Annotated in this window: 19 protein-coding genes and 1 tRNA gene; 16 read left to right on the top strand and 4 right to left on the bottom strand. The window is 73.5% G+C overall.

Annotated features, from left to right (window positions below; translation table 11 throughout):
• Positions 1–7: 7 nt before the first annotated feature.
• From OU787_RS06005 to ddaH, 4 genes are all read left to right on the top strand, one after another.
• On the top strand, positions 8–343 hold the full coding sequence (locus OU787_RS06005; RefSeq protein WP_051816995.1) for a cupin domain-containing protein: 336 nt from the start codon (positions 8–10) through the stop codon (positions 341–343).
• On the top strand, positions 340–687 hold the full coding sequence (locus tag OU787_RS06000; RefSeq protein WP_030460428.1) for a hypothetical protein: 348 nt from the start codon (positions 340–342) through the stop codon (positions 685–687). Before OU787_RS06005 ends, OU787_RS06000 begins: the two co-directional genes overlap by 4 nt.
• Positions 684–2,039, top strand: a complete 1,356-nt coding sequence (locus OU787_RS05995; RefSeq protein WP_268658758.1) for an FAD-binding oxidoreductase — start codon at positions 684–686, stop codon at positions 2,037–2,039. Before OU787_RS06000 ends, OU787_RS05995 begins: the two co-directional genes overlap by 4 nt.
• A gap of 77 nt (positions 2,040–2,116) precedes the next feature.
• The gene (ddaH, locus tag OU787_RS05990) at positions 2,117–2,926 is read left to right on the top strand and encodes a dimethylargininase (RefSeq protein ID WP_268658757.1); all 810 of its coding nucleotides are present in this window, start codon (positions 2,117–2,119) and stop codon (positions 2,924–2,926) included.
• 67 nt (positions 2,927–2,993) lie between these two features.
• On the opposite strand, the gene katG is transcribed toward ddaH, so the two are convergent.
• Positions 2,994–5,216, bottom strand: coding sequence for a catalase/peroxidase HPI (gene katG / locus OU787_RS05985; RefSeq protein WP_030460425.1), 2,223 nt, complete (start codon positions 5,214–5,216; stop codon positions 2,994–2,996).
• Between the two features lie 191 nt (positions 5,217–5,407).
• On the opposite strand from katG, the gene OU787_RS05980 reads away from it, so the two are divergent.
• A complete protein-coding gene (locus OU787_RS05980) occupies positions 5,408–5,818 on the top strand; it encodes a Fur family transcriptional regulator (protein WP_030460424.1) in 411 nt (136 codons plus the stop codon).
• On the opposite strand, the gene OU787_RS05975 is transcribed toward OU787_RS05980, so the two are convergent.
• Positions 5,788–7,275, bottom strand: coding sequence for an MFS transporter (locus OU787_RS05975; protein WP_268661816.1), 1,488 nt, complete (start codon positions 7,273–7,275; stop codon positions 5,788–5,790). The genes OU787_RS05980 and OU787_RS05975 overlap by 31 nt on opposite strands.
• A 124-nt stretch (positions 7,276–7,399) precedes the next feature.
• Here OU787_RS05975 and OU787_RS05970 point away from each other — a divergent pair, with 124 nt between their 5' ends.
• The 4 genes from OU787_RS05970 (at position 7,400) to OU787_RS05955 (ending at position 10,539) form a co-directional block, all read left to right on the top strand.
• Positions 7,400–7,834 carry a MerR family transcriptional regulator gene (locus tag OU787_RS05970; protein WP_030460422.1) on the top strand — a complete coding sequence of 145 codons (435 nt, stop codon included), beginning with the start codon at positions 7,400–7,402 and terminating at the stop codon, positions 7,832–7,834.
• A gap of 149 nt (positions 7,835–7,983) precedes the next feature.
• The gene (locus tag OU787_RS05965) at positions 7,984–8,691 is read left to right on the top strand and encodes a WXG100-like domain-containing protein (RefSeq protein WP_268658756.1); all 708 of its coding nucleotides are present in this window, start codon (positions 7,984–7,986) and stop codon (positions 8,689–8,691) included.
• Positions 8,691–9,722, top strand: a complete 1,032-nt coding sequence (locus tag OU787_RS05960; RefSeq protein WP_268658755.1) for a hypothetical protein — start codon at positions 8,691–8,693, stop codon at positions 9,720–9,722. Before OU787_RS05965 ends, OU787_RS05960 begins: the two co-directional genes overlap by 1 nt.
• Positions 9,712–10,539, top strand: a complete 828-nt coding sequence (locus OU787_RS05955; protein ID WP_268658754.1) for a hypothetical protein — start codon at positions 9,712–9,714, stop codon at positions 10,537–10,539. The genes OU787_RS05960 and OU787_RS05955 overlap by 11 nt, the downstream gene beginning before the upstream one ends.
• 136 nt (positions 10,540–10,675) lie before the next feature.
• On the opposite strand, the gene OU787_RS05950 is transcribed toward OU787_RS05955, so the two are convergent.
• Positions 10,676–10,763, bottom strand: a tRNA-Leu gene (locus tag OU787_RS05950).
• Positions 10,764–11,217: 454 nt separating this feature from the next.
• On the opposite strand from OU787_RS05950, the gene OU787_RS05945 reads away from it, so the two are divergent.
• The gene (locus OU787_RS05945; RefSeq protein ID WP_380371640.1) at positions 11,218–11,748 is read left to right on the top strand and encodes an ATP-binding protein; all 531 of its coding nucleotides are present in this window, start codon (positions 11,218–11,220) and stop codon (positions 11,746–11,748) included.
• 215 nt (positions 11,749–11,963) lie between these two features.
• Here OU787_RS05945 and idi read toward each other — a convergent pair whose 3' ends face one another.
• Positions 11,964–12,575, bottom strand: a complete 612-nt coding sequence (gene idi / locus OU787_RS05940; protein ID WP_369794962.1) for an isopentenyl-diphosphate Delta-isomerase — start codon at positions 12,573–12,575, stop codon at positions 11,964–11,966.
• A gap of 447 nt (positions 12,576–13,022) precedes the next feature.
• Between idi and OU787_RS05935 the strand changes: the two genes are divergently transcribed.
• From OU787_RS05935 to OU787_RS05910, 6 genes are all read left to right on the top strand, one after another.
• Entirely contained in the window at positions 13,023–13,778 is a 756-nt protein-coding gene (locus tag OU787_RS05935; protein ID WP_030460416.1) for a phosphocholine cytidylyltransferase family protein, read from the top strand.
• On the top strand, positions 13,766–14,827 hold the full coding sequence (locus OU787_RS05930) for an iron-containing alcohol dehydrogenase family protein (RefSeq protein WP_030460415.1): 1,062 nt from the start codon (positions 13,766–13,768) through the stop codon (positions 14,825–14,827). The genes OU787_RS05935 and OU787_RS05930 overlap by 13 nt, the downstream gene beginning before the upstream one ends.
• Entirely contained in the window at positions 14,805–15,635 is an 831-nt protein-coding gene (locus tag OU787_RS05925) for a CDP-alcohol phosphatidyltransferase family protein (RefSeq protein WP_081966929.1), read from the top strand. Before OU787_RS05930 ends, OU787_RS05925 begins: the two co-directional genes overlap by 23 nt.
• Positions 15,632–16,516, top strand: coding sequence for a glycosyltransferase family 2 protein (locus tag OU787_RS05920; protein WP_268658753.1), 885 nt, complete (start codon positions 15,632–15,634; stop codon positions 16,514–16,516). Before OU787_RS05925 ends, OU787_RS05920 begins: the two co-directional genes overlap by 4 nt.
• Positions 16,517–16,636: 120 nt before the next feature.
• A complete protein-coding gene (locus OU787_RS05915) occupies positions 16,637–17,608 on the top strand; it encodes an ABC transporter permease (RefSeq protein WP_268658752.1) in 972 nt (323 codons plus the stop codon).
• On the top strand, positions 17,601–18,416 hold the full coding sequence (locus OU787_RS05910) for an ABC transporter ATP-binding protein (RefSeq protein ID WP_268658751.1): 816 nt from the start codon (positions 17,601–17,603) through the stop codon (positions 18,414–18,416). The genes OU787_RS05915 and OU787_RS05910 overlap by 8 nt, the downstream gene beginning before the upstream one ends.
• The last annotated feature ends 130 nt before the right edge of the window (positions 18,417–18,546 follow it).

Genomic DNA, 18,546 nt, shown 5'->3' with positions numbered 1-18,546 from the left:
CCCCGCCATGCCCGAAACCGTGGTGATCCGGCGCCAGGAACCCGACCACCTCGAACGCGCCCACGGCCTCGACCTCCGCCTCCTCCACCCCTGGGGCGACCTCACCGCCCCCTTCCACGGCGCCTGGTGCGTCCTGCGCCCCGGCGACCTCACCGACACCCACCAGCACACCGAACGCGAACTCTTCGTCTGCATCAGCGGAAGCGGCGAGATCCGCACCGCCGACACCAGCCACCCCGTCACCGCCGGCGACCTCGTCCTGCTCCCCGCCGACACCGACCACGCCGTCGCCAACCCGCACGACACCGACTTCGCCTACTACGCCATCTGGTGGCAGGCATGAACCCGCCGCCCCCCGACCGCCTCGACTACGAAGGCCGCCGCTTCCACGCCCCCGACGGCGACCGCCGCACCACCGCCCTCTACCACCAGCAGGACGACCTGGTCTGGGCCGAGATCACCGGCGGCACCGTCCAACGCGGCTGGACCGCCGGCACCCGCCAACCCGACGGCACCCTCGCCATGGGCTACACCTTCGTCCTCACCGACGGCCAGGTCGTCTGCGGCCGTACCCACAACACCCCCACCCTCACCCCCGACGGCCGCATCCGCCTCCACGAGACCTGGGAACGCTACGGCCCCCACCCCACCACCGGCACCTCCACCATCGAAGAGATCGCCCCGTGACCCCCGTCGACTGGACGCTGCTCGACAAGCACACCACCGGCCCCCTGCTGCGCCCCGGGGACGCGGCCTTCCAGGAGTCCTCCGCCGCGTTCAACGAGCGCTGGGCGCACCGCGCGCCCGTCGCCGTGCTGCGGGCCGCCGACGCCGCGGACGTGCTGCGGGCGATCGACTGGGCCCGGGACCACGGGGTGCCGATCGTCCCGCGCGGGGGCGGCCACTCGTACGCCGGGCACTCGGTGAACTCCGGCCTGGTGGTGGACCTGCGGGCGCTGGACGCGATCGCCGTCGACCCCGCCACCGGCAGGGTCACCGTCGGCGGCGGCGTCCTGACCGGCGCGCTGTACGCCGCGCTGCGCCCGCACGGGCTGGCGCTGCCGCTCGGCAACGGCGCGGGCGTCGGCATCGCCGGCCTGGCGCTCGGCGGCGGCTCGGCCGCGACCTCCCGCCGGTTCGGGCTGACGGCCGACACGCTGCGCGCCACCACCCTGGCCACCGCCGCCGGCACCGTCCTGACCTGCGACGCCGAGCAGCACGAGGACCTGTACTGGGCCTGCCGGGGCGGTGGCGGCGGCAACTTCGGGATCAACCTGGACCTGACCTTCCAGGCCGTCGAGGCCCCCGCCGCCGCCACCTGCCTGCTGCTCTGGGAGGCCGCCCACGCCGCCGAAGTCCTGTTCGCCGTCCAGCAGTTGATGCTCACCGCCCCCGAGGAGACCTCGCTGCGCCTGGGCGTCGCCCGCTCCGGCGGCCGCACGGTGGTCTCCGCCGTCGGCCTGCACCTGGGCCCGGCCGCCGAGCTGCGCGAACTGCTCGCCCCGGCGTTCGCGGCCGCCCCGCCGCTGCGCGCGGAGCTCGCCGACCGGCCGTTCTGGGACGCGATGGACTACCTGAAGCACGAGACCAGCGGCGGGGCGTTCGCGGTCCGCACCCACTTCGCCGCCCGCCCGCTGCCGCCGGAGGCCCTGACGGCCGCGCTGGCCCACCTGGCGGCCGCGCCGCCGAGCGGCAACGCCGACGGCTGCGGGTTCGCCCTGTTCGGCTGGGGCGGCGCGATCAACCGGGTCGACCCGGCGGCCACCGCGTTCGTCCACCGCGACGCCCGGTACCTGGTCAGCCTGGACACCTCCTGGCTGCCCGGCGAGGACCCGGCCCCGCACCTCGCCCACCTCGCCGGACTCGATCACCTGATCGCCCCGCACGCGACCGGCGGCGCCTACCTGAACTTCACCGACCCGGACCTGCGGGACTGGCGCGCGGCCTACTACGGTGCGAACTACCCGAGGCTGGTCGCCACCAAGCGCCGCCACGACCCGGACGGGCTGTTCGCCTTCCCGCAGTCCATCGGCAGCTGAAGACCCCAAGTGCCCTCGTGCGCAATGAAACTGACTGACCGTCAGGCGCTGCGCCATGCCCGGAAGGAGACACCACCGTGTCGCCGCGTACCGCCACCCCGCGCCACTACCTGATGTGCCGGCCCGCGCACTTCACCGTCGACTACTCGATCAACCCGTGGATGGACCCGGCCAAGCCGACCGACACCGGCACCGCCCTCGCCCAGTGGGACCAGCTGCACGCGCTGTTCCAACGCCTGGGCCACACCGTGGAGTTGATCGAACCGCTGCCCGGCCTGCCGGACATGGTGTTCGCCGCCAACGGCGCCACCACCCTGGACGGCAGGGTGCTCGGCGCCCGCTTCCGCCACCCCGAGCGGGCCGCCGAGGGCCCCGCGTACGCCGACTGGTTCCGCGAGCGCGGCTGGCGGGTCAAGGACGCCGAGCGGGTCAACGAGGGCGAGGGCGACCTGCTGGTGGCGGGCGACCGGATCCTGGCCGGCACGGGCTTCCGCACCGAGGCCGCCGCGCACGCCGAGGCGGCGGAGTTCCTCGGCCGCGAGGTGGTGACCCTGCGGCTGGTCGACCCGCGCCACTACCACCTGGACACCGCGCTCGCCGTGCTCAGCGACACCGAGGTCATGTACTACCCGCCGGCCTTCGACGCCGCCTCCCGCGCCGTCCTGGAGTGCCTCTACCCGGACGCGCTGCTGGCCGGCGCCGACGACGCCCGGGTGTTCGGCCTGAACGCGGTCTCCGACGGCGCCAACGTGGTCCTCCCGGAGGCCGCCGTCGGCCTCGCCGAGCAACTGCGCGAACGCGGCTTCACCCCGATCGGCGTCGACCTGACCGAGCTGCTCCGGGCCGGCGGCGCCGTCAAGTGCTGCACCCTGGAACTGCGCCACTGACCCCGCGGAACGGCGGGGCCCGGACCGCACCAGCGGCCCGGGCCCCGCCCGCTTCACTGCCTCACGCTTACACCAGGTCGAAGCGGTCCAGCTCCATCACCTTGGTCCAGGCGGCGGCGAAGTCCTTGACGAACTTCTCCTTGGCGTCGTCCGAGGCGTACACCTCGGCCAGCGCCCGCAGCTCCGAGTTGGAGCCGAACACCAGGTCGGCCCGGGTGCCGGTCCACTTGACCGCGCCGGAGGCGTCGCGGCCCTCGTACACCGTGTTGTCCGAGGCGACCGCGGACCAGGTGACGCCCAGGTCCAGCAGGTTGGTGAAGAAGTCGTTCGACAGGGTGCCCGGCCGGTCGGTGAACACGCCGTGCTGCGAGCCGCCGGTGTTGGCGCCCAGCACCCGCAGGCCGCCGACCAGCACGGTCAGCTCGGGGGCGGACAGGTTCAGCAGGTTGGCCTTGTCCACCAGCAGGTACTCGGCCGGGAGCCGGGTGCCCTTGCCCTGGTAGTTGCGGAACCCGTCGGCCTGCGGCTCCAGCGCGGCGAACGACTCGACGTCGGTCTTCTCCTGGGTGGCGTCCACCCGGCCGGGGCGGAAGCCCACCTCGACCTCGACGCCGCCCTCCTTCGCGGCCCGCTCGACCGCCGCGGTGCCGCCGAGCACGATCAGGTCGGCCAGCGAGACCTGCTTGCCGCCCTGCGCGTTGAACTCCTGCTGCACGCCCTCCAGCACCCGCAGCACCTGCGCCAGCTGCTCCGGGTCGTTGGCCTCCCAGCCGCGCTGCGGCTCCAGCCGGATCCGGGCGCCGTTGGCGCCGCCGCGCTTGTCACTGCCGCGGAAGGACGCCGCCGCGGCCCACGCGGTGGACACCAGCTGGGCGGTGGTCAGCCCGGAGTCCAGCAGCTTCGCCTTGAGCGCCGCCACGTCCGCCGCGTCGATCGGCTCGCCCTGGGCGGCCGGCAGCGGGTCCTGCCAGAGCAGCTCCTCGGACGGCACCTCCGGGCCGAGGTAGCGGACGACCGGGCCCATGTCGCGGTGGGTCAGCTTGTACCAGGCGCGGGCGAAGGCGTCCGCGAACGCGGCCGGGTCGTTCAGGAAGCGGCGGGAGATCTGCTCGTACACCGGGTCGAAGCGCAGCGACAGGTCGGTGGTGAGCATCTGCGGGGCGTGCTTCTTCGCCGGGTCGAAGGCGTCCGGCACGGTGCCCTCGCCCGCGCCGCCCTTCGGCTTCCACTGGTGCGCCCCGGCGGGCGACTTCGTCAGCTCCCACTCGTAGCCGAACAGGATCTCGAAGAAGGAGTTGTCCCAGGTGGTCGGGGTGTTGGTCCAGGTCACCTCCAGGCCGGAGGTGATCGCGTCGGCGCCCTTGCCGGAGCCGTAGCCGCTCTTCCAGCCGAGGCCCTGCTCCTCCAGCCCCGCGCCCTCGGGGGCCTCGCCGACGTTGTCCGCCGGGCCCGCGCCGTGGGTCTTGCCGAAGGTGTGGCCGCCGGCGATCAGCGCGACGGTCTCCTCGTCGTTCATCGCCATCCGGCGGAAGGTCTCGCGGATGTCGCGGGCCGCCGCGATCGGGTCCGGGTTGCCGTTGGGGCCCTCCGGGTTGACGTAGATCAGGCCCATCTGGACGGCGCCCAGCGGCTCCTCCAGCTGGCGGTCGCCGGTGTAGCGCTCGTCGCCCAGCCAGGTGGTCTCCGGGCCCCAGTACACGTCCTCGTCGGCCTCCCAGACGTCCGCCCGGCCGCCGCCGAAGCCGAAGGTCTCGAAGCCCATCGACTCCAGCGCCACGTTGCCCGACAGGATCAGCAGGTCGGCCCAGGACAGCGCCTGGCCGTACTTCTGCTTGACCGGCCAGAGCAGGCGGCGGGCCTTGTCCAGGTTGGCGTTGTCCGGCCAGGAGTTGAGCGGGGCGAAGCGCTGCTGGCCGGCGCCCGCGCCGCCGCGGCCGTCGGAGATCCGGTAGGTGCCGGCGCTGTGCCAGGCCATCCGGATGATCAGCGGGCCGTAGTGGCCGAAGTCGGCCGGCCACCAGTCCTGCGAGGTGGTGAGCACGGTCGCGATGTCGCGCTTGACGGCCGCCAGGTCGAGCGCGGAGAAGGCCGCCGGGTAGTCGAAGTCCGCGCCCAGCGGGTTCGCCACGGCCGGGTTCTTCGCCAGGATCTTCAGGTTCAGCCGGTGCGGCCACCACTGCTGGTTGCCGCCGCCCTGGGTCGGATGGGCGGCCCGGCCGTGCGCGACCGGGCAGCCGCCCGCACCCTCGGACTTGGGGTCGGTGACGATGGCGTCGTCGTTCTCGGGCATGGGGAAGTCCCTCCGGGTCGGGCGGATCACGTTCTGCGACGGGCACCTTGGCTGTTTGCCGGAACCGATCCTAAGATAGACCCAGTCTAAGTCAAGAAGAGGGTCAATCGGGTGGTGATCCGCTCGAATCGGGTGTCCGGCGAGGCCCGCTGTACAGTTCGGGCGAATGTTGAGCTGATTGGGTGAACAAGATGAGTGACCTGCTGGAACGGCTGCGGTCCCGCGGCTGGCGGCTGACCTCGCAGCGACGGGTGGTCGCCGAGGTGCTCGACGGCGACCACGTCCATCTGACCGCGGACGAGGTGCACGCGCGCGCCGCCGACCGCCTCCCCGAGATCTCCCGCGCCACCGTCTACAACACCCTCGGTGAACTCGTCACCCTCGGTGAGGTCCTGGAGGTCGCCACCGACGGCCGCGCCAAGCGCTACGACCCCAACGCCCACCGGCCGCACCAGCACCTGGTCTGCTCCGCCTGCGGCACCATCCGGGACGTCCACCCCACCGGCGACCCGCTCGCCGCCCTCCCCGCCGCCGAGCGCTTCGGCTTCGCCGTCGCCACCGCCGAGGTCACCTACCGCGGACTCTGCCCCGACTGCGCCTGACCCGTTCCCCGCACCACCCCGGCCCGATCGGCCGCCGCCGCCCGATCGCCGGCCCCGGCCGGACCGGCCGCCACCGCCCGATCGGCCACCACCTGGTCAGCCGCCACCCGGCCGGCCGTCGGACGCCCGCCCGGCCGCACCGCGCCCAGCAGCGCGATCAGCACCCCCGCCGCCACCAGCAGCCACCACACCCCGCGCGCCGCCGAAGTGAACGCCGCGCCGCCCGCCGCCACCCCCGGCGCCAGCAGGCTGCCCGCCACCGCCACGCCCACCGCCGAGCCGGTCTGCCGGGCCGTCGAGGCCAGCGCGGCCGCCACCGAGGCCATCGACCCCGGCATCCCCGACACCGCCGTGTTGCTGATCGGCGGGTTCACCGCCCCCTGGAACACCCCCACCAGCGCGAACACCGCCAGCAGCACCGGCACCGGCGTCCCCGGGCCCACCGGCAGCAGCAACAGCCCGGCCAGCGCCAGCGACACGCCCGCCACCAGCAGCGGCCCGCGCGGCCCGGACCGGCCCACCGCCCGGCCGGTGCGCGGCGACAGCACCAGGATCAGCACCCCCACCGGCGCCAGGCACAGCCCCGCCCGCAGCGCCGGCATCCCGCGCTCCTCCTGCAGGTACAGCGTCACCGCGAACAGGAACGCCCCGAACGCGCACAGCGCCGCGAACGCCATCGCCAGCGCCGCCACCAGCGGGCCGCGGCGCAGCAGCCGCACCTCCAGCAGCGGGTCCGTCCGCCGCGCCTCGTACCACCCCAGCACCGGGACGGCCGCCGCCGCGACCGCCAGCGGCCCCCACACCGTCGGCGCGGACCAGCCGGACCGGCCCGCCGAGATCAGCCCGAACACCGTCCCGCCCAGCAGCGCCACCACCAGCAGCTGCCCCACCGGGTCGAACCGGCGGGCCCGCGCCGCCCGGGACTCCGGCACCCAGCGCAGCGCGCCCGCCACGCCCGCCGCCACCACCGGCAGGTTCACCCAGAACACCGCCCGCCAGCCCCAGCCGTCCACCAGCGCCCCGCCCAGCACCGGGCCCAGCACCAGCCCCAGCCCGGACACCGACCCGAACACCCCGATCGCCCGGGCCCGTTCGGCCGGCTCCGGGAACGCGGTGGCCACGATCGCCATCGCCACCGGGTTCAGCATCGTCCCGCCCACCGCCTGCACCGCCCGCGCCGCCACCAGCCAGCCCGTCCCCGGCGCCAGCGCGCACAGCGCCGACCCCAGCCCGAACACCAGCAGCCCCAGCACGAACACCCGCCGCCGCCCCCACCGGTCCGCCGCCGCCCCCGCCGGCAGCAGGAACGCCGCCAGCACCAGCGTGTACGCGTCCACCGTCCACTGCAGGGCCGGCACCGGCGCCCCCCACTCCCGCCGCACGGCGGGCAGCGCCACGTTCACCACGGTGATGTCCAGCACCACCAGCAGCATGCTCAGGCAGCACACCGCGAGCACCAACCACCTTCGCCGGTCGTCCGGTCCTGGCACCGGTCAGCCTCCGTCCGCCGCCGGCACGGGTGTTGACCGCACGTCAACGGGGCCCCGACCGGCCGGCGGCACCGACGCTACGATTTCGAGCGTGCTCGAGATCAAGCCCGAAACCGTGCTCCCCGCCGAGGGCGTGACGATCGCCGAGGCCGCCGAACGCACCGGCGTCAGCGTCCACACCCTGCGCTACTACGAACGCGCCGGCCTGGTCGTCACCCCGATCGACCGCACCCCCGGCGGCCGCCGCCGCTACCACCACCGCGACCTCCGCTGGATCGACATCTGCACCCGGCTGCGCGCCACCGGCATGCCGATCCGCAGCATCCGCCGCTACGCCGAACTCGTCATGGCGGGCGACGGCAACGAGGCCGAACGGCTGGCCCTGCTGGAGGCCCACCAGGCCGAGACCGCCGCCCGCCTCGCCGAACTCCGCACCCACCTCGACCGCATCGACCACAAGGTCGCCACCTACCGCGCCCGGCTCGCCGAGGGCCGCGCCGAGGGCCTCTGGACCCCGAACCCTTGACCAGGATTTGACCCCCCTGGACAAAGCTTTACCCCAGGTCGGACGCCCTCCCGCCGCCCTCCCCGGCCCGCCGCGCGCTGCGCTACAGTCTGGCCGCCCGACCCGGTGGCGCACCCGCCGGGCCCGATCGACTGCACGGGGGACGCACAGTGGCGGTTGACGACCTGCCGGCACCGGTGGTGACGTTCCTCAACGTCATCGGGGTGCCCTGGCCGTACATCAACGAGGACGAGGTCCGCGAGTTCGCCGCCATGGTGCGGAAGTTCGGCCAGGCCGTGGAGCGGACCCACGCCGAGGCGACCCGGGCGATGGACGGCTTCGCCCGGGCGTACCAGGGCGCCGCCACCCGGCGGATGCAGTCCGGCTGGTCCGAGCTCTCCGAACGGCACACCCGGGAACTGGTGCTGGGCTGCACGCTGCTCGCCGAGGCGCTGGAGGTCGGCGCCGAGGTGATCGTCGCGCAGAAGGCCGAGGCCCTGGTCGAACTGGGCGTCATGGCCGCCGCCTTCATCGCCGACCAGGCCGCCGCGGTGGCCACCCTCGGACTGGCCGAGGCCGCCGTGCCGGTGATCGTGGAGGCCGGGAAGAAGCTGCTGGAGACGCTCAAGCAGCAGATCATCCAGTACGTCATCGGCGAGATCATCGAGGCCGCGGCCAAACCGCTCTTCGCCAAGATCGAGCACGCCATGTCCGGCCTGGACTGGGGGCAGACCTCGGGCGGAGCCGGCGCCGCGGACGGCTTCAGCCTCGACGCCGACCTGGCCGACCGGCACCTGAGCACGATGCGCGCCCACACCGAGGCGTTCCGCGGCCACGCGCAGGAACTGCGCGGCGGACTCGAGAGGCTGGCGTTCTGATGGGGGCCGGAGGAGAGGAGCAGGCGGTCTTCCGGGCGCTCAAGAACGACGCCCTGGACTCGCTGCCGAAGATCGCCGAGAAGCACGCCTCGGTCGTCGAGGAGGCCGCCGAGAAGGGCACCCGGAACCTCGCCGCCCACGCCGCCACCGAGGCGAAGATCGCCGAGGACCTCAGGGCGGTGGCCCCGAAGGACCTCAAGGCGGCCGGCCCCCGCCCGGCGGGCGGGGCGCACGGGCCGGCCGGCGGGGCGCACGGGCCGGCCGGCGGGGCCGGGACGGTCCCGCCCCCGCGCACCGGCCCCGGCCACGGCCCGCTCGAACCCGAGCACTACGGCAACGGCGCGCTCCGCGACGGCCCCGGCTACCAGCAGGAGATCGACCGCGAGCTGGCCCCCCGCGGCCTCGACCGCGCCGAGCACGACCGCCTCCGCCTCACCCCCACCAACGACCTGGACGAGCAGCAGCTCCGCCAGGTCGTCCAGGTCCGCGACGCGATCAAGCTGGACGAGGGCCGGATGGTCACCAAGATCGTCAAGCCCGACGTCGCGGAGGCGTACCTGGAGAACAGCGCCTCGCTCGGCGGCCGGACCTTCAACCCCGGCGAGTTCCGCGGCTCCATCGCGCGCGGCTCCGACACCGCCGACCTGCGCAGCATGGACGACCTGCGCAACGGCCTCGCCCTCGACGACGGCGGCGCCGGCTGGACCCCGGTCCCGCCCGGCGCCACCGAGGCGTACCAGCTGCGCTTCCCCGCCCCGCACGGCATGCAGGCCGACCCGACCCTCGGCGCGGTCGGCGACCAGGCCCTGGCCGACCGGGTCGCGGGCCTGGCCGGGAAGAATGCGGGCAGGGCCTGGGACGAACCGTTCCTGGGCACCGGCTACACCGGCGGCGGCGTCCCGGAGTGGGACGCCAGGCCCACCGGCTTCCCGCACGGTGCGGAGATCTGGCGGATGAACGCCGACGGGACCGAAGAGGCCGTCGGCCACTTCGACAAGGACGATGGGCTGTGGAAGTACTATGACAACTGACCCGACGGGCCGTCACCAGCCGGTCAGGGGCGAGTTCGCGGCCTTCCGCGGCGTGCTGTACCCGGCCCGCGCCGCCGCCGGCCGCTGGCCGTGCGTCGAACTGCTCCCCGCCCCCGGCACCCCCGCCCCGGAGGGCGTCGCCCCCCGGCTCGCCGCCGACGGCTCGGTGGCCGGCTACCCGCTGCCGCCCGAACTGCTCGACGCCTGGTACACCGCGCACTGGACCTTCCGCTGGCGCGGCGAGCCCTTCGAGTGCACCGACCGGGTCGGCGACACCGTCTCCGGCAGCTACCTCGGCAGCGACCGGGAGTTCGCCGCGCAGCACCTGAAGCGCCGGATCACCGGCCACCGGGGCACCTTCCCGCTCGCCGAGGTCACCGAGCCCGAGGAGCACCGCGAGGACCTGCTCGGTCCGCGCCTCGAACTGGCCCGGCGGCTGGCCGAGGCCGACCACTTCCGGCCCGGCGGCCGCGCCGTCCTCGCCGGCACCACCCACCGGGCCGCCACCAGCACCGACGCCCGGGGCCTGGTCGTCCTCGACGGGGTCGGCGCCGTCTCCCCGGAGCAGCTCGACGCCTGGTACCGCACCCACTGGACGTTCCGCTGGCAGGACGGCCCGTTCGACGCCGTCGGCACCGTGGAGGGCCGGATCAAGGGCGTCTACACCGGCGGCAGTTGGGGCTTCGCCGACGGCCACCAGCTGGACGAGGAGACCGCCCCCGACGGGACGCACACCCGGTACACCGTGGAGGCGGACCTGGACAGCGTCACCGACCTCACCCCGCACCGCACCGACCTGCTGCCCCCGCGCCACTGACCCCCGGCCCCCCGGACCCGGCGGCCCCACGGCCGCCGGGCCGCACACCGGAGCCCGACCCGACCCGACCCGACTCGACCCGGCCCGGCCCGGCCCGGAAAAGCAGAAAGACCCCAGATCAACTGGGGTCTCACTCTGGTGTCCGAGGGGGGACTTGAACCCCCACGCCCGATAAAGGGCACTAGCACCTCAAGCTAGCGCGTCTGCCATTCCGCCACCCGGACCGGGTGTTCACCTCGGGGCTTCCTCTCGGCTGCCCCCTGGCGACAGAGAGAACACTACCAGGCCCGGGGAGTGCTTCTCACCTGCGTTTTCGGTGCCCCGGGCGGCCCCGGCCCGGGGATCGGGGCAGAACCGGACAAGCCGGGCGGCGGCCCGGCCGCCGGGAGGGCGATTGCGCTGGTGGGCGGGGGCGGAAGCGATTTCGGACGGGCGTTCTGGGGGCAACAGTGGGCCCGCGGCGCGACGCGACCGGCCAGGACGGCGCAGAACACGTACCGAATCGGTCGGGAACCTTCACGACACGCGTAGTTCCAGTCCCGGTGCGGGTCATCGGGGGGTGCTCTCCTAGCCTCTGTGGACCAGGGAGCCTTGAGCGGAACGCCCGATTCCCGACAGCCGCCGCCGGTCGGACCCCGGCGCGGGAGCCTCCCGTCCCCGCGTGAAGGGCGGCATGCAGTGGAACAGACGGACAAGGCGGTCCCCGACGCCGCGAGCTGGTGGCCCGGCCGCGAGCGGGGGCCGGGCCCCGACCCGGGGGTGTGGCGGTTCTCGGCGGTCTCCCACGAGGCGTCGGTGCCGCGCACCCGGCACGCGGTGCGCGACCGGCTGCTGGCCCAGGGGATGGCGGGGGAGCGCTACCAGGAACTGGTGGACGACCTGCTGCTGATCGTCTCCGAGCTGGTGTCCAACGCCGTCACGCACGCGGCGGTGCTCTCGCCCGAGGTGGTGTGCGAGCTCGCCGTCACCGCCGACCGGGTCCGGATCTCGGTGGTCGACGGCCACCCGTACCGGCCCAAGGCGCAGGAGAACGACCCGGCCCGGCCGGGCGGGCGCGGGCTGCTGCTGGTCAAGAGCATCACCCTGCAGGCCGGCGGCGAGTGCGACGTGGAGCGCACCGCGGACGGCGGCAAGGTGATCTGGGCCAGCCTGCCGCTGCCCGGCCCGGGAGCCGCCGGGGCGGGCCCGGAGGCCGACCCCGACGACTGAGCCCGGCCGGCACACGGAGGGCGGCGTCGCGGGCCGATGGCTCTCGCCCGGACGGCTTCTCCTCGGTCGCCGTGGCTCCGCCACGGCTCCCTCGTCGGCACCGCCCGGACTCGGCCCTCACCCCTCCCCCAGCCTTCGGCCGGGAGGTGCCCCCTTCTTCACCCACCCTCCATGTGCCGGCCGGTCTGAGCCCGCGACCGGCGGGCCCGGTCCGGCTACCAGTCGTGCCCGGCGATCTCCCGGATGCCCGGCAGCGCCGCCTCGAAGACCGTCTCGAACCAGACCGAGAACGGCTTCTCGGCCCGCAGCTCGCGCAGCTCGGCCGCGGTCACGAACCGGGTGTCCTCGATCTCCTCCGGGTCCGGCTCCAGCTCCGCCGTGACCAGCCCGACGAACAGGTGGTTCCACTCCCGCTCGATCAGCCCGGACGCCTCGTCCGGCAGGTCGTAGCGGACGGTGCCCGCCTCGCAGAGCAGGGCCGGCGCGGCGCCGAGCTCCTCCGCGGTGCGCCGGGCGGCCGCGGTGAACGGCTGCTCGCCCGGGTACGGGTGCCCGCAGCAGGTGTTCGACCAGACGCCGGGGGAGTGGTACTTGCCGAGCGCCCGGCGCTGCAGCAGCAGGCGCCCCTGGCGGTCGAACAGGAAGACCGAGAACGCCCGGTGCAGTCGGCCCGGCTGCTGGTGGGCCCAGAGCTTCTCACCGGTCCCGATGGTCACGCCGTCGTCGTCGACCAGCTCCAGCAGGATCTCGCCGGGCGCGGCCGGGGACGGGGGGACCAGCTCCGGCGAGAGGGCCTCGGTCGGGCTGACAGCAGGGCTCATGGGCACAATGCCCCTTTCGGCACGTGGACCGGAGCCGCCGCCCGGGCCGGTGCGGTCCGCGGCTGCCCGCCCCGGTCCGTGGGGTCGGCTGCACGCGCGTCGGTCCGGATTGGTCGGTCCGGCCGACGCCGTCGGGGCCCAAGTCTGCCGCATGGCCCGCCCCGTGCGGGCCCGCGACGCACACCCGGGGGTCGGAGGAGGGCGCCACTGGCAGAAGTGTTCGACCAGTGGTCCACCACGGTCACCGGACGTTCACCGAGCTCCCCCGAACGATCACCGACGCCGTGCGGGGCCGCGTTCTGGCAGGTCGCCGAGGTCGCCTACCATCAGTGGCACCGGGCGGTCCGCAGCGGCCGCCCGCTCGGCGCGCCGCAGCCGCGGCCGCACCAGGCCCGCACGGCGCGACCGACCCGGATCGGCGTCCGCGGCACCCGAGAGACCCTGGAGTCCCGCATGATCGGCCTCGTCCTGGCCGCCGGCGCCGGCCGCCGGCTCCGCCCCTACACCGACACCCTGCCCAAGGCGCTGGTGCCGGTGGACGGGGAGCGGACGGTGCTCGACCTGACCCTCGGGAACTTCGCCGAGGTCGGCCTGCGCGAGGCGGCGATCGTGGTCGGCTACCGCAAGGAGGCGGTGTACGAGCGCCGCGAGGCGCTGGAGCGCACCTACGGCGTCAAGCTGACCCTGGTCGAGAACGACAGGGCCGAGGAGTGGAACAACGCCTACTCGCTGTGGTGCGCCCGCGAGCTGTTCGCCGAGGGCCTGCTGCTGGCCAACGGCGACACCGTGCACCCCGCCTCGGTGCAGCGCACCATGCTGGACGGCAACGACCGCCGGATCAAGGAGGGCCGCGCCCCCGGCATCCTGCTCGCGCTGGACACCGTGAAGAAGCTCGCCGACGAGGAGATGAAGGTCGTCGTCGACCCCGAGCTGGGGATGCGCCGGATCACCAAGCTGATGGACCCGTTGGACGCCACCGGCGAGTACATCGGCGTCACGGTGATCAACCCGTCCGCCGCCGACGCCCTCGCCGACGCCCTCAAGGCCGTGTACGAGCGCGACCCGCAGCTGTACTACGAGGACGGCTACCAGGAGATGGTCGACCGCGGCCTGACGATCGACGTGCAGCCGATCGGCGAGGTCTCCTGGGTCGAGGTCGACAACCACGAGGACCTCGCCAAGGCCCGGGAGATCGCGTGCCGGTACTGACCCGCCTGGTGCCCTCGCCGGTCTTCGTGGAGATCCGCGCGGGCGCCCTGGACGCGCTCGGCGGGATCCTCGCCGACCAGCGGCTGTCCGCGGCCGGCCGGATCGCGGTGGCGATCAGCGGGGGCTCCGGCGCGGTGCTGCGCGAGCGCCTGGAGCCCGCGCTGCCCGGCGCGGACTGGTACCTGGTCGAGGACGGCACCCTGGACAGCGCGGTCCGGCTGACCGACGAGATCCGCCGCGGCCACTACGACGCCCTGGTCGGCCTCGGCGGCGGCAAGATCATCGACGTGGCGAAGTACGCCGCGGCGCGGGTCGGCCTGCCGGTGGTCGCGGTCGCCACCAACCTGGCCCACGACGGCATCTGCTCCCCGGTCTCCACCCTCGACAACGACGCCGGCCGCGGCTCCTACGGGGTGCCGGGGCCGATCGGCATCGTGGTCGACCTGGACGTCATCGCCAAGGCCCCGAAGCGCTTCGTGGCCGCCGGGATCGGCGACGCCGTCTCCAACATCTCCGCCTGCGCGGACTGGGAGCTCTCGCACGCGGTGACCGGCGAACCCGTCGACGGACTGGCCGTGGCGATGGCCCGCTCGGCCGGCGAGAACCTGCTCCGGCACCCGGGCACCCTGGAAGACCCGGACCTGCTGACCACGCTGGCGGAAGCCCTGGTACTGTCCGGCATCGCGATGAACATCGCAGGCAGCACCCGGCCCAGCTCGGGCGCCTGCCACGAGATCTCGCACGCCCTGGACGTGCTGTACCCCAAGCGGTCCGCGCAGCACGGCGAGCAGGTCGGCCTCGGCGCCGCCTTCGCCTGCCACCTGCGGGGCGAGCGAGAACTGTCCGGACTGATCGTGGAGCGCCTGCGCTTCCACGGCCTCCCGGTGACCGCCGATCAGATCGGCTTCACCGGGGCGGAGTTCACCGAAGCGGTGCACTACGCTCCGAACACCAGACCGGGGCGCTTCACCATCCTCGAACACCTCGACCTCTCCGCCACAGACATCAGGGACGCGTACGCCGACTATGTCCAAGCCGTCAACAGCTGAACGCCCGCCGGTCGACCTCACCCGGCGCCCGTCGATCGAGGAACTGCGGGCGGTGATCCATCCCGAGGGGATGCTGCAGCGCCGCAGCGCCGAGCACTGGGCCGGCCGCCTCTACATGCGGAAGATCTCGCTGCGGATCACCCGGGTCCTGTCGACCGCCACGGCGATCACGCCCAACGGCCTGACCTACCTGATGATGCTCACCGGCATCCTGGCCGGCCTCGCCCTGGTCGTCCCCGGCCTGACCGGCGCGGTCCTGGGCGCGGTGCTGATCCAGGTCTACCTGCTGCTGGACTGCGTGGACGGCGAGGTGGCCCGCTGGCGCCGGCAGACCTCGCTCACCGGCGTCTACCTGGACCGGGTCGGCCACTACATGTCCGAGGCCGCGCTGCTCACCGGCCTGGGCCTGCGGGCCGCCGACCTGTTCCACCGCGAGGGCGCGCACGCCGCCTGGCAGTGGGCCTTCCTGGGCACGCTGGCCGCGCTCGGCGCGATCCTGATCAAGTCCGAGACCGACCTGGTGGACGTGGCCCGGGCCCGCTCCGGCCTGACCGCCGTCGAGGACAGCGCCTCGGTGCCGCGCTCGACCGCGGTGGCCAAGGCCCGCCGGGCCGCCTCGCTGCTGAAGTTCCACCGCCTGGTCGGCGCGGTCGAGGCCTCGCTGTTCATCCTGGCCGCCGGCATCGCCGACGCGGTCCGCGGCGACCTGTTCTTCACCCGCCTCGCGGTCGTGGTGCTGGCCGCCATCGCCGTGCTGCAGACCGTCCTGCACCTGCTGTCCATCGTGCTGTCCAGCAGGCTGCGATGAGCGACGACTTCCGGCTCGGCGCGGTCATCATCACGATGGGCAACCGGCCCGCCGAGCTGAACGCCCTGATCGAGTCGGTGCGCGCCCAGCAGGGCCCGCCGGTGGAGCTCGCGGTGGTCGGCAACGGCGCCCCGCTGCCCGTCCTGCCCGAGGGCGTGCGCAGCGTCGAGCTGCCGGAGAACCTGGGCATCCCCGGCGGCCGCAACGTCGGCATCGAGCTGTTCGGCCCGGACGGCCGGGACGTCGACGCGGTGCTCTTCCTGGACGACGACGGCCTGCTGCCGAACACCGACTCGGCCGAGCTGCTGCGCGCGGCGTTCACCGCCGACCCGGGCCTGGGCATCGTCTCGTTCCGGATCGCCGACCCGGAGACCGGCACCACCCAACGCCGCCACGTCCCCCGGCTGCGCGCCAGCGACCCGCTGCGCGGCTCCCGGGTCACCACCTTCCTGGGCGGCGCCAGCGCGGTGCGCAGCGCGGTGTTCCCGCAGGCCGGGCAGCTGCCGGCGGAGTTCTTCTACGCGCACGAGGAGACCGACCTGGCCTGGCGCGCGCTGGACGCCGGCTGGTCGATCGACTACCGCCCGGACGTAGTGCTGCACCACCCGGCGACCTCCCCGGCCCGGCACGCGACCTACTTCCACAACGTGGCCCGCAACCGGGTGTGGCTGGCCCGACGGAACCTTCCGGCCCCGTTGGTGCCTCTCTACCTGGGAACCTGGTTCCTGCTGACCGTGCTCAGGCGTCCCTCCGGGGCGGCGCTGAAGGCGTGGCTCGGCGGGTTCCGGGCCGGTTGGGGCGAGCCCTGCGGTCCGCGCCGACCGATGAAGTGGTCCACCGTCTGGCGCTTGACCCGACTCGGCAGACCGCCAATCATCTGATCGCAACCGGTCGGCCCCTTCCCCGGACCGGCCGGACGCACACCAGAGCTCCCCGTGGTACGCCCCGGTCCCCTGTCCCGTCCCCCCGGGCAGTGGATTCCGACCCCCTGAAGGACGAATGTGTCGACACTGAGTGACCCGGTCAACCTCTCCGCACCAAGGGGTTCCGACGCGGGTCTGACCCCGAAGCAGCTCGCGGACAAGTACGGGTTGTCCGTCAGCGGCAAGCGGCCGAGCCTGTCCGAGTACGTCCGCCAGCTGTGGGCCCGCCGCGCCTTCATCAGCGCGTTCGCCACGGCCCGGCTGGTCGCGCAGTACACCACGGCGAAGCTCGGCCAGGTCTGGCAGGTGCTCACCCCGCTGCTGAACTGCGCGGTGTTCTACCTGGTCTTCGGTCTGATCATGAGCAACCGGGACACCGTCCCGAACTACATCGCCTGGCTCTGCATCGGCGTCTTCATCTTCCAGTTCTCGCAGAGCGCGATCCAGGCCGGCACCCGGTCGATCTCCGACAACCTGGGCCTGATCCGGGCGCTGCACTTCCCGCGCGCCAGCCTGCCGATCGCCTTCACGATCATCCAGCTCCAGCAGCTGCTGATCTCGATGGTGGTGCTGGTCGTCATCGTCCTGCTGAACGGCATCACCCCGGGCACCACCTGGCTGCTGATCATCCCGGCGCTGGTGCTCCAGTCGATGTTCAACACCGGCCTGGCCCTGGTGATGGCCCGGATCGGCTCCAAGACCTCCGACATCTCGCAGCTGATGCCGTTCCTGCTGCGCACCTGGATGTACGTCTCGGGCGTGATGTACAGCGTGTCGAGCTTCATCGAGAAGTGGCCGCCCCTCTGGCAGACGATCTACTCGTGGAACCCGGCCGTGGTCTACATGGACCTGATCCGCTACGCCTTCATGCCCGAGAGCTTCGACAAGAAGCTCTACCCGGGCGGCTGGGACGCCCACGGCAACCAGCTGCCGAAGGCGCTGATCCTGCCCGACCACATCTGGATCATGGCCACCACCTGGGCGGTCGTCGCCTTCGCCGTCGGCTTCCTGTTCTTCTGGAAGGCAGAGGAGGAGTACGGCCGTGGCTGACGCAGCTCTCGACACCGTCAAGGAGGCCACCGCGGTGGACACCGACAAGGCCCGGGTTCCCACCGTGGTGGTGGACGACGTGCACATCGTCTACAAGGTGCACGGCGCCGGTTCCGGCAAGGGCAGCGCCACCTCGGCACTGAGCCGGATCATCACCCGCAAGAAGTCGCCCTCGATCCGCGAGGTGCACGCGGTGCGCGGCATCAGCTTCACCGCGTACAAGGGCGAGGCTATCGGCCTGATCGGCTCGAACGGCTCCGGCAAGTCGACCATGCTGGCGGCCATCGCCGGCCTGCTGCCGACCGAGCGGGGGGCCATCTACACCAACGGCCAGCCCTCGCTGCTGGGCGTCAACGCGGCGCTGATGAACGACCTGACCGGCGAGCGCAACGTGGTGCTGGGCTGCCTGGCGATGGGCATGTCCACCGCCCAGGTGCGCAAGCGCTACCAGGGCATCGTCGACTTCTCGGGCATCAACGAGAAGGGCGACTTCATCTCGCTGCCGATGCGCACCTACTCCTCCGGCATGGGCGCCCGCCTGCGGTTCTCCATCGCGGCGGCGAAGACCCACGACGTGCTGCTGATCGACGAGGCCCTTGCCACCGGCGACCAGGGCTTCCAGCAGCGCTCCAAGGCCCGGATCAACGAGCTGCGCAAGGAGGCCGGCACGGTCTTCCTGGTCAGCCACGACAACAACGCGATCCGCGAGGTCTGCGAGCGCACCATCTGGATCGAGCACGGCGAGCTGATCATGGACGGGCACACCGACGAGGTGGTCCGCCGGTACGAGAAGGGCGAGCGCCCCTGAGCGGGGGCGGGTCGCACGGCGCAGGGCCGGTGCGCGGGGAGCGGATCCCCGGGCACCGGCCCTGCGCCGTGCGGCGGGTGAAGGCGTGGCGACGGAAGCGTGTCCGTGGCGCGGTGGCGGTGCGGCCCGG

Origin of the sequence: Kitasatospora sp. YST-16 (genome assembly GCF_026802215.1) — a bacterium.
GTDB lineage: Bacteria > Actinomycetota > Actinomycetes > Streptomycetales > Streptomycetaceae > Kitasatospora > Kitasatospora cineracea.
Note: the sequence above shows the minus strand (reverse complement) of the source record. Positions and strands in the feature narration are given on the sequence as shown.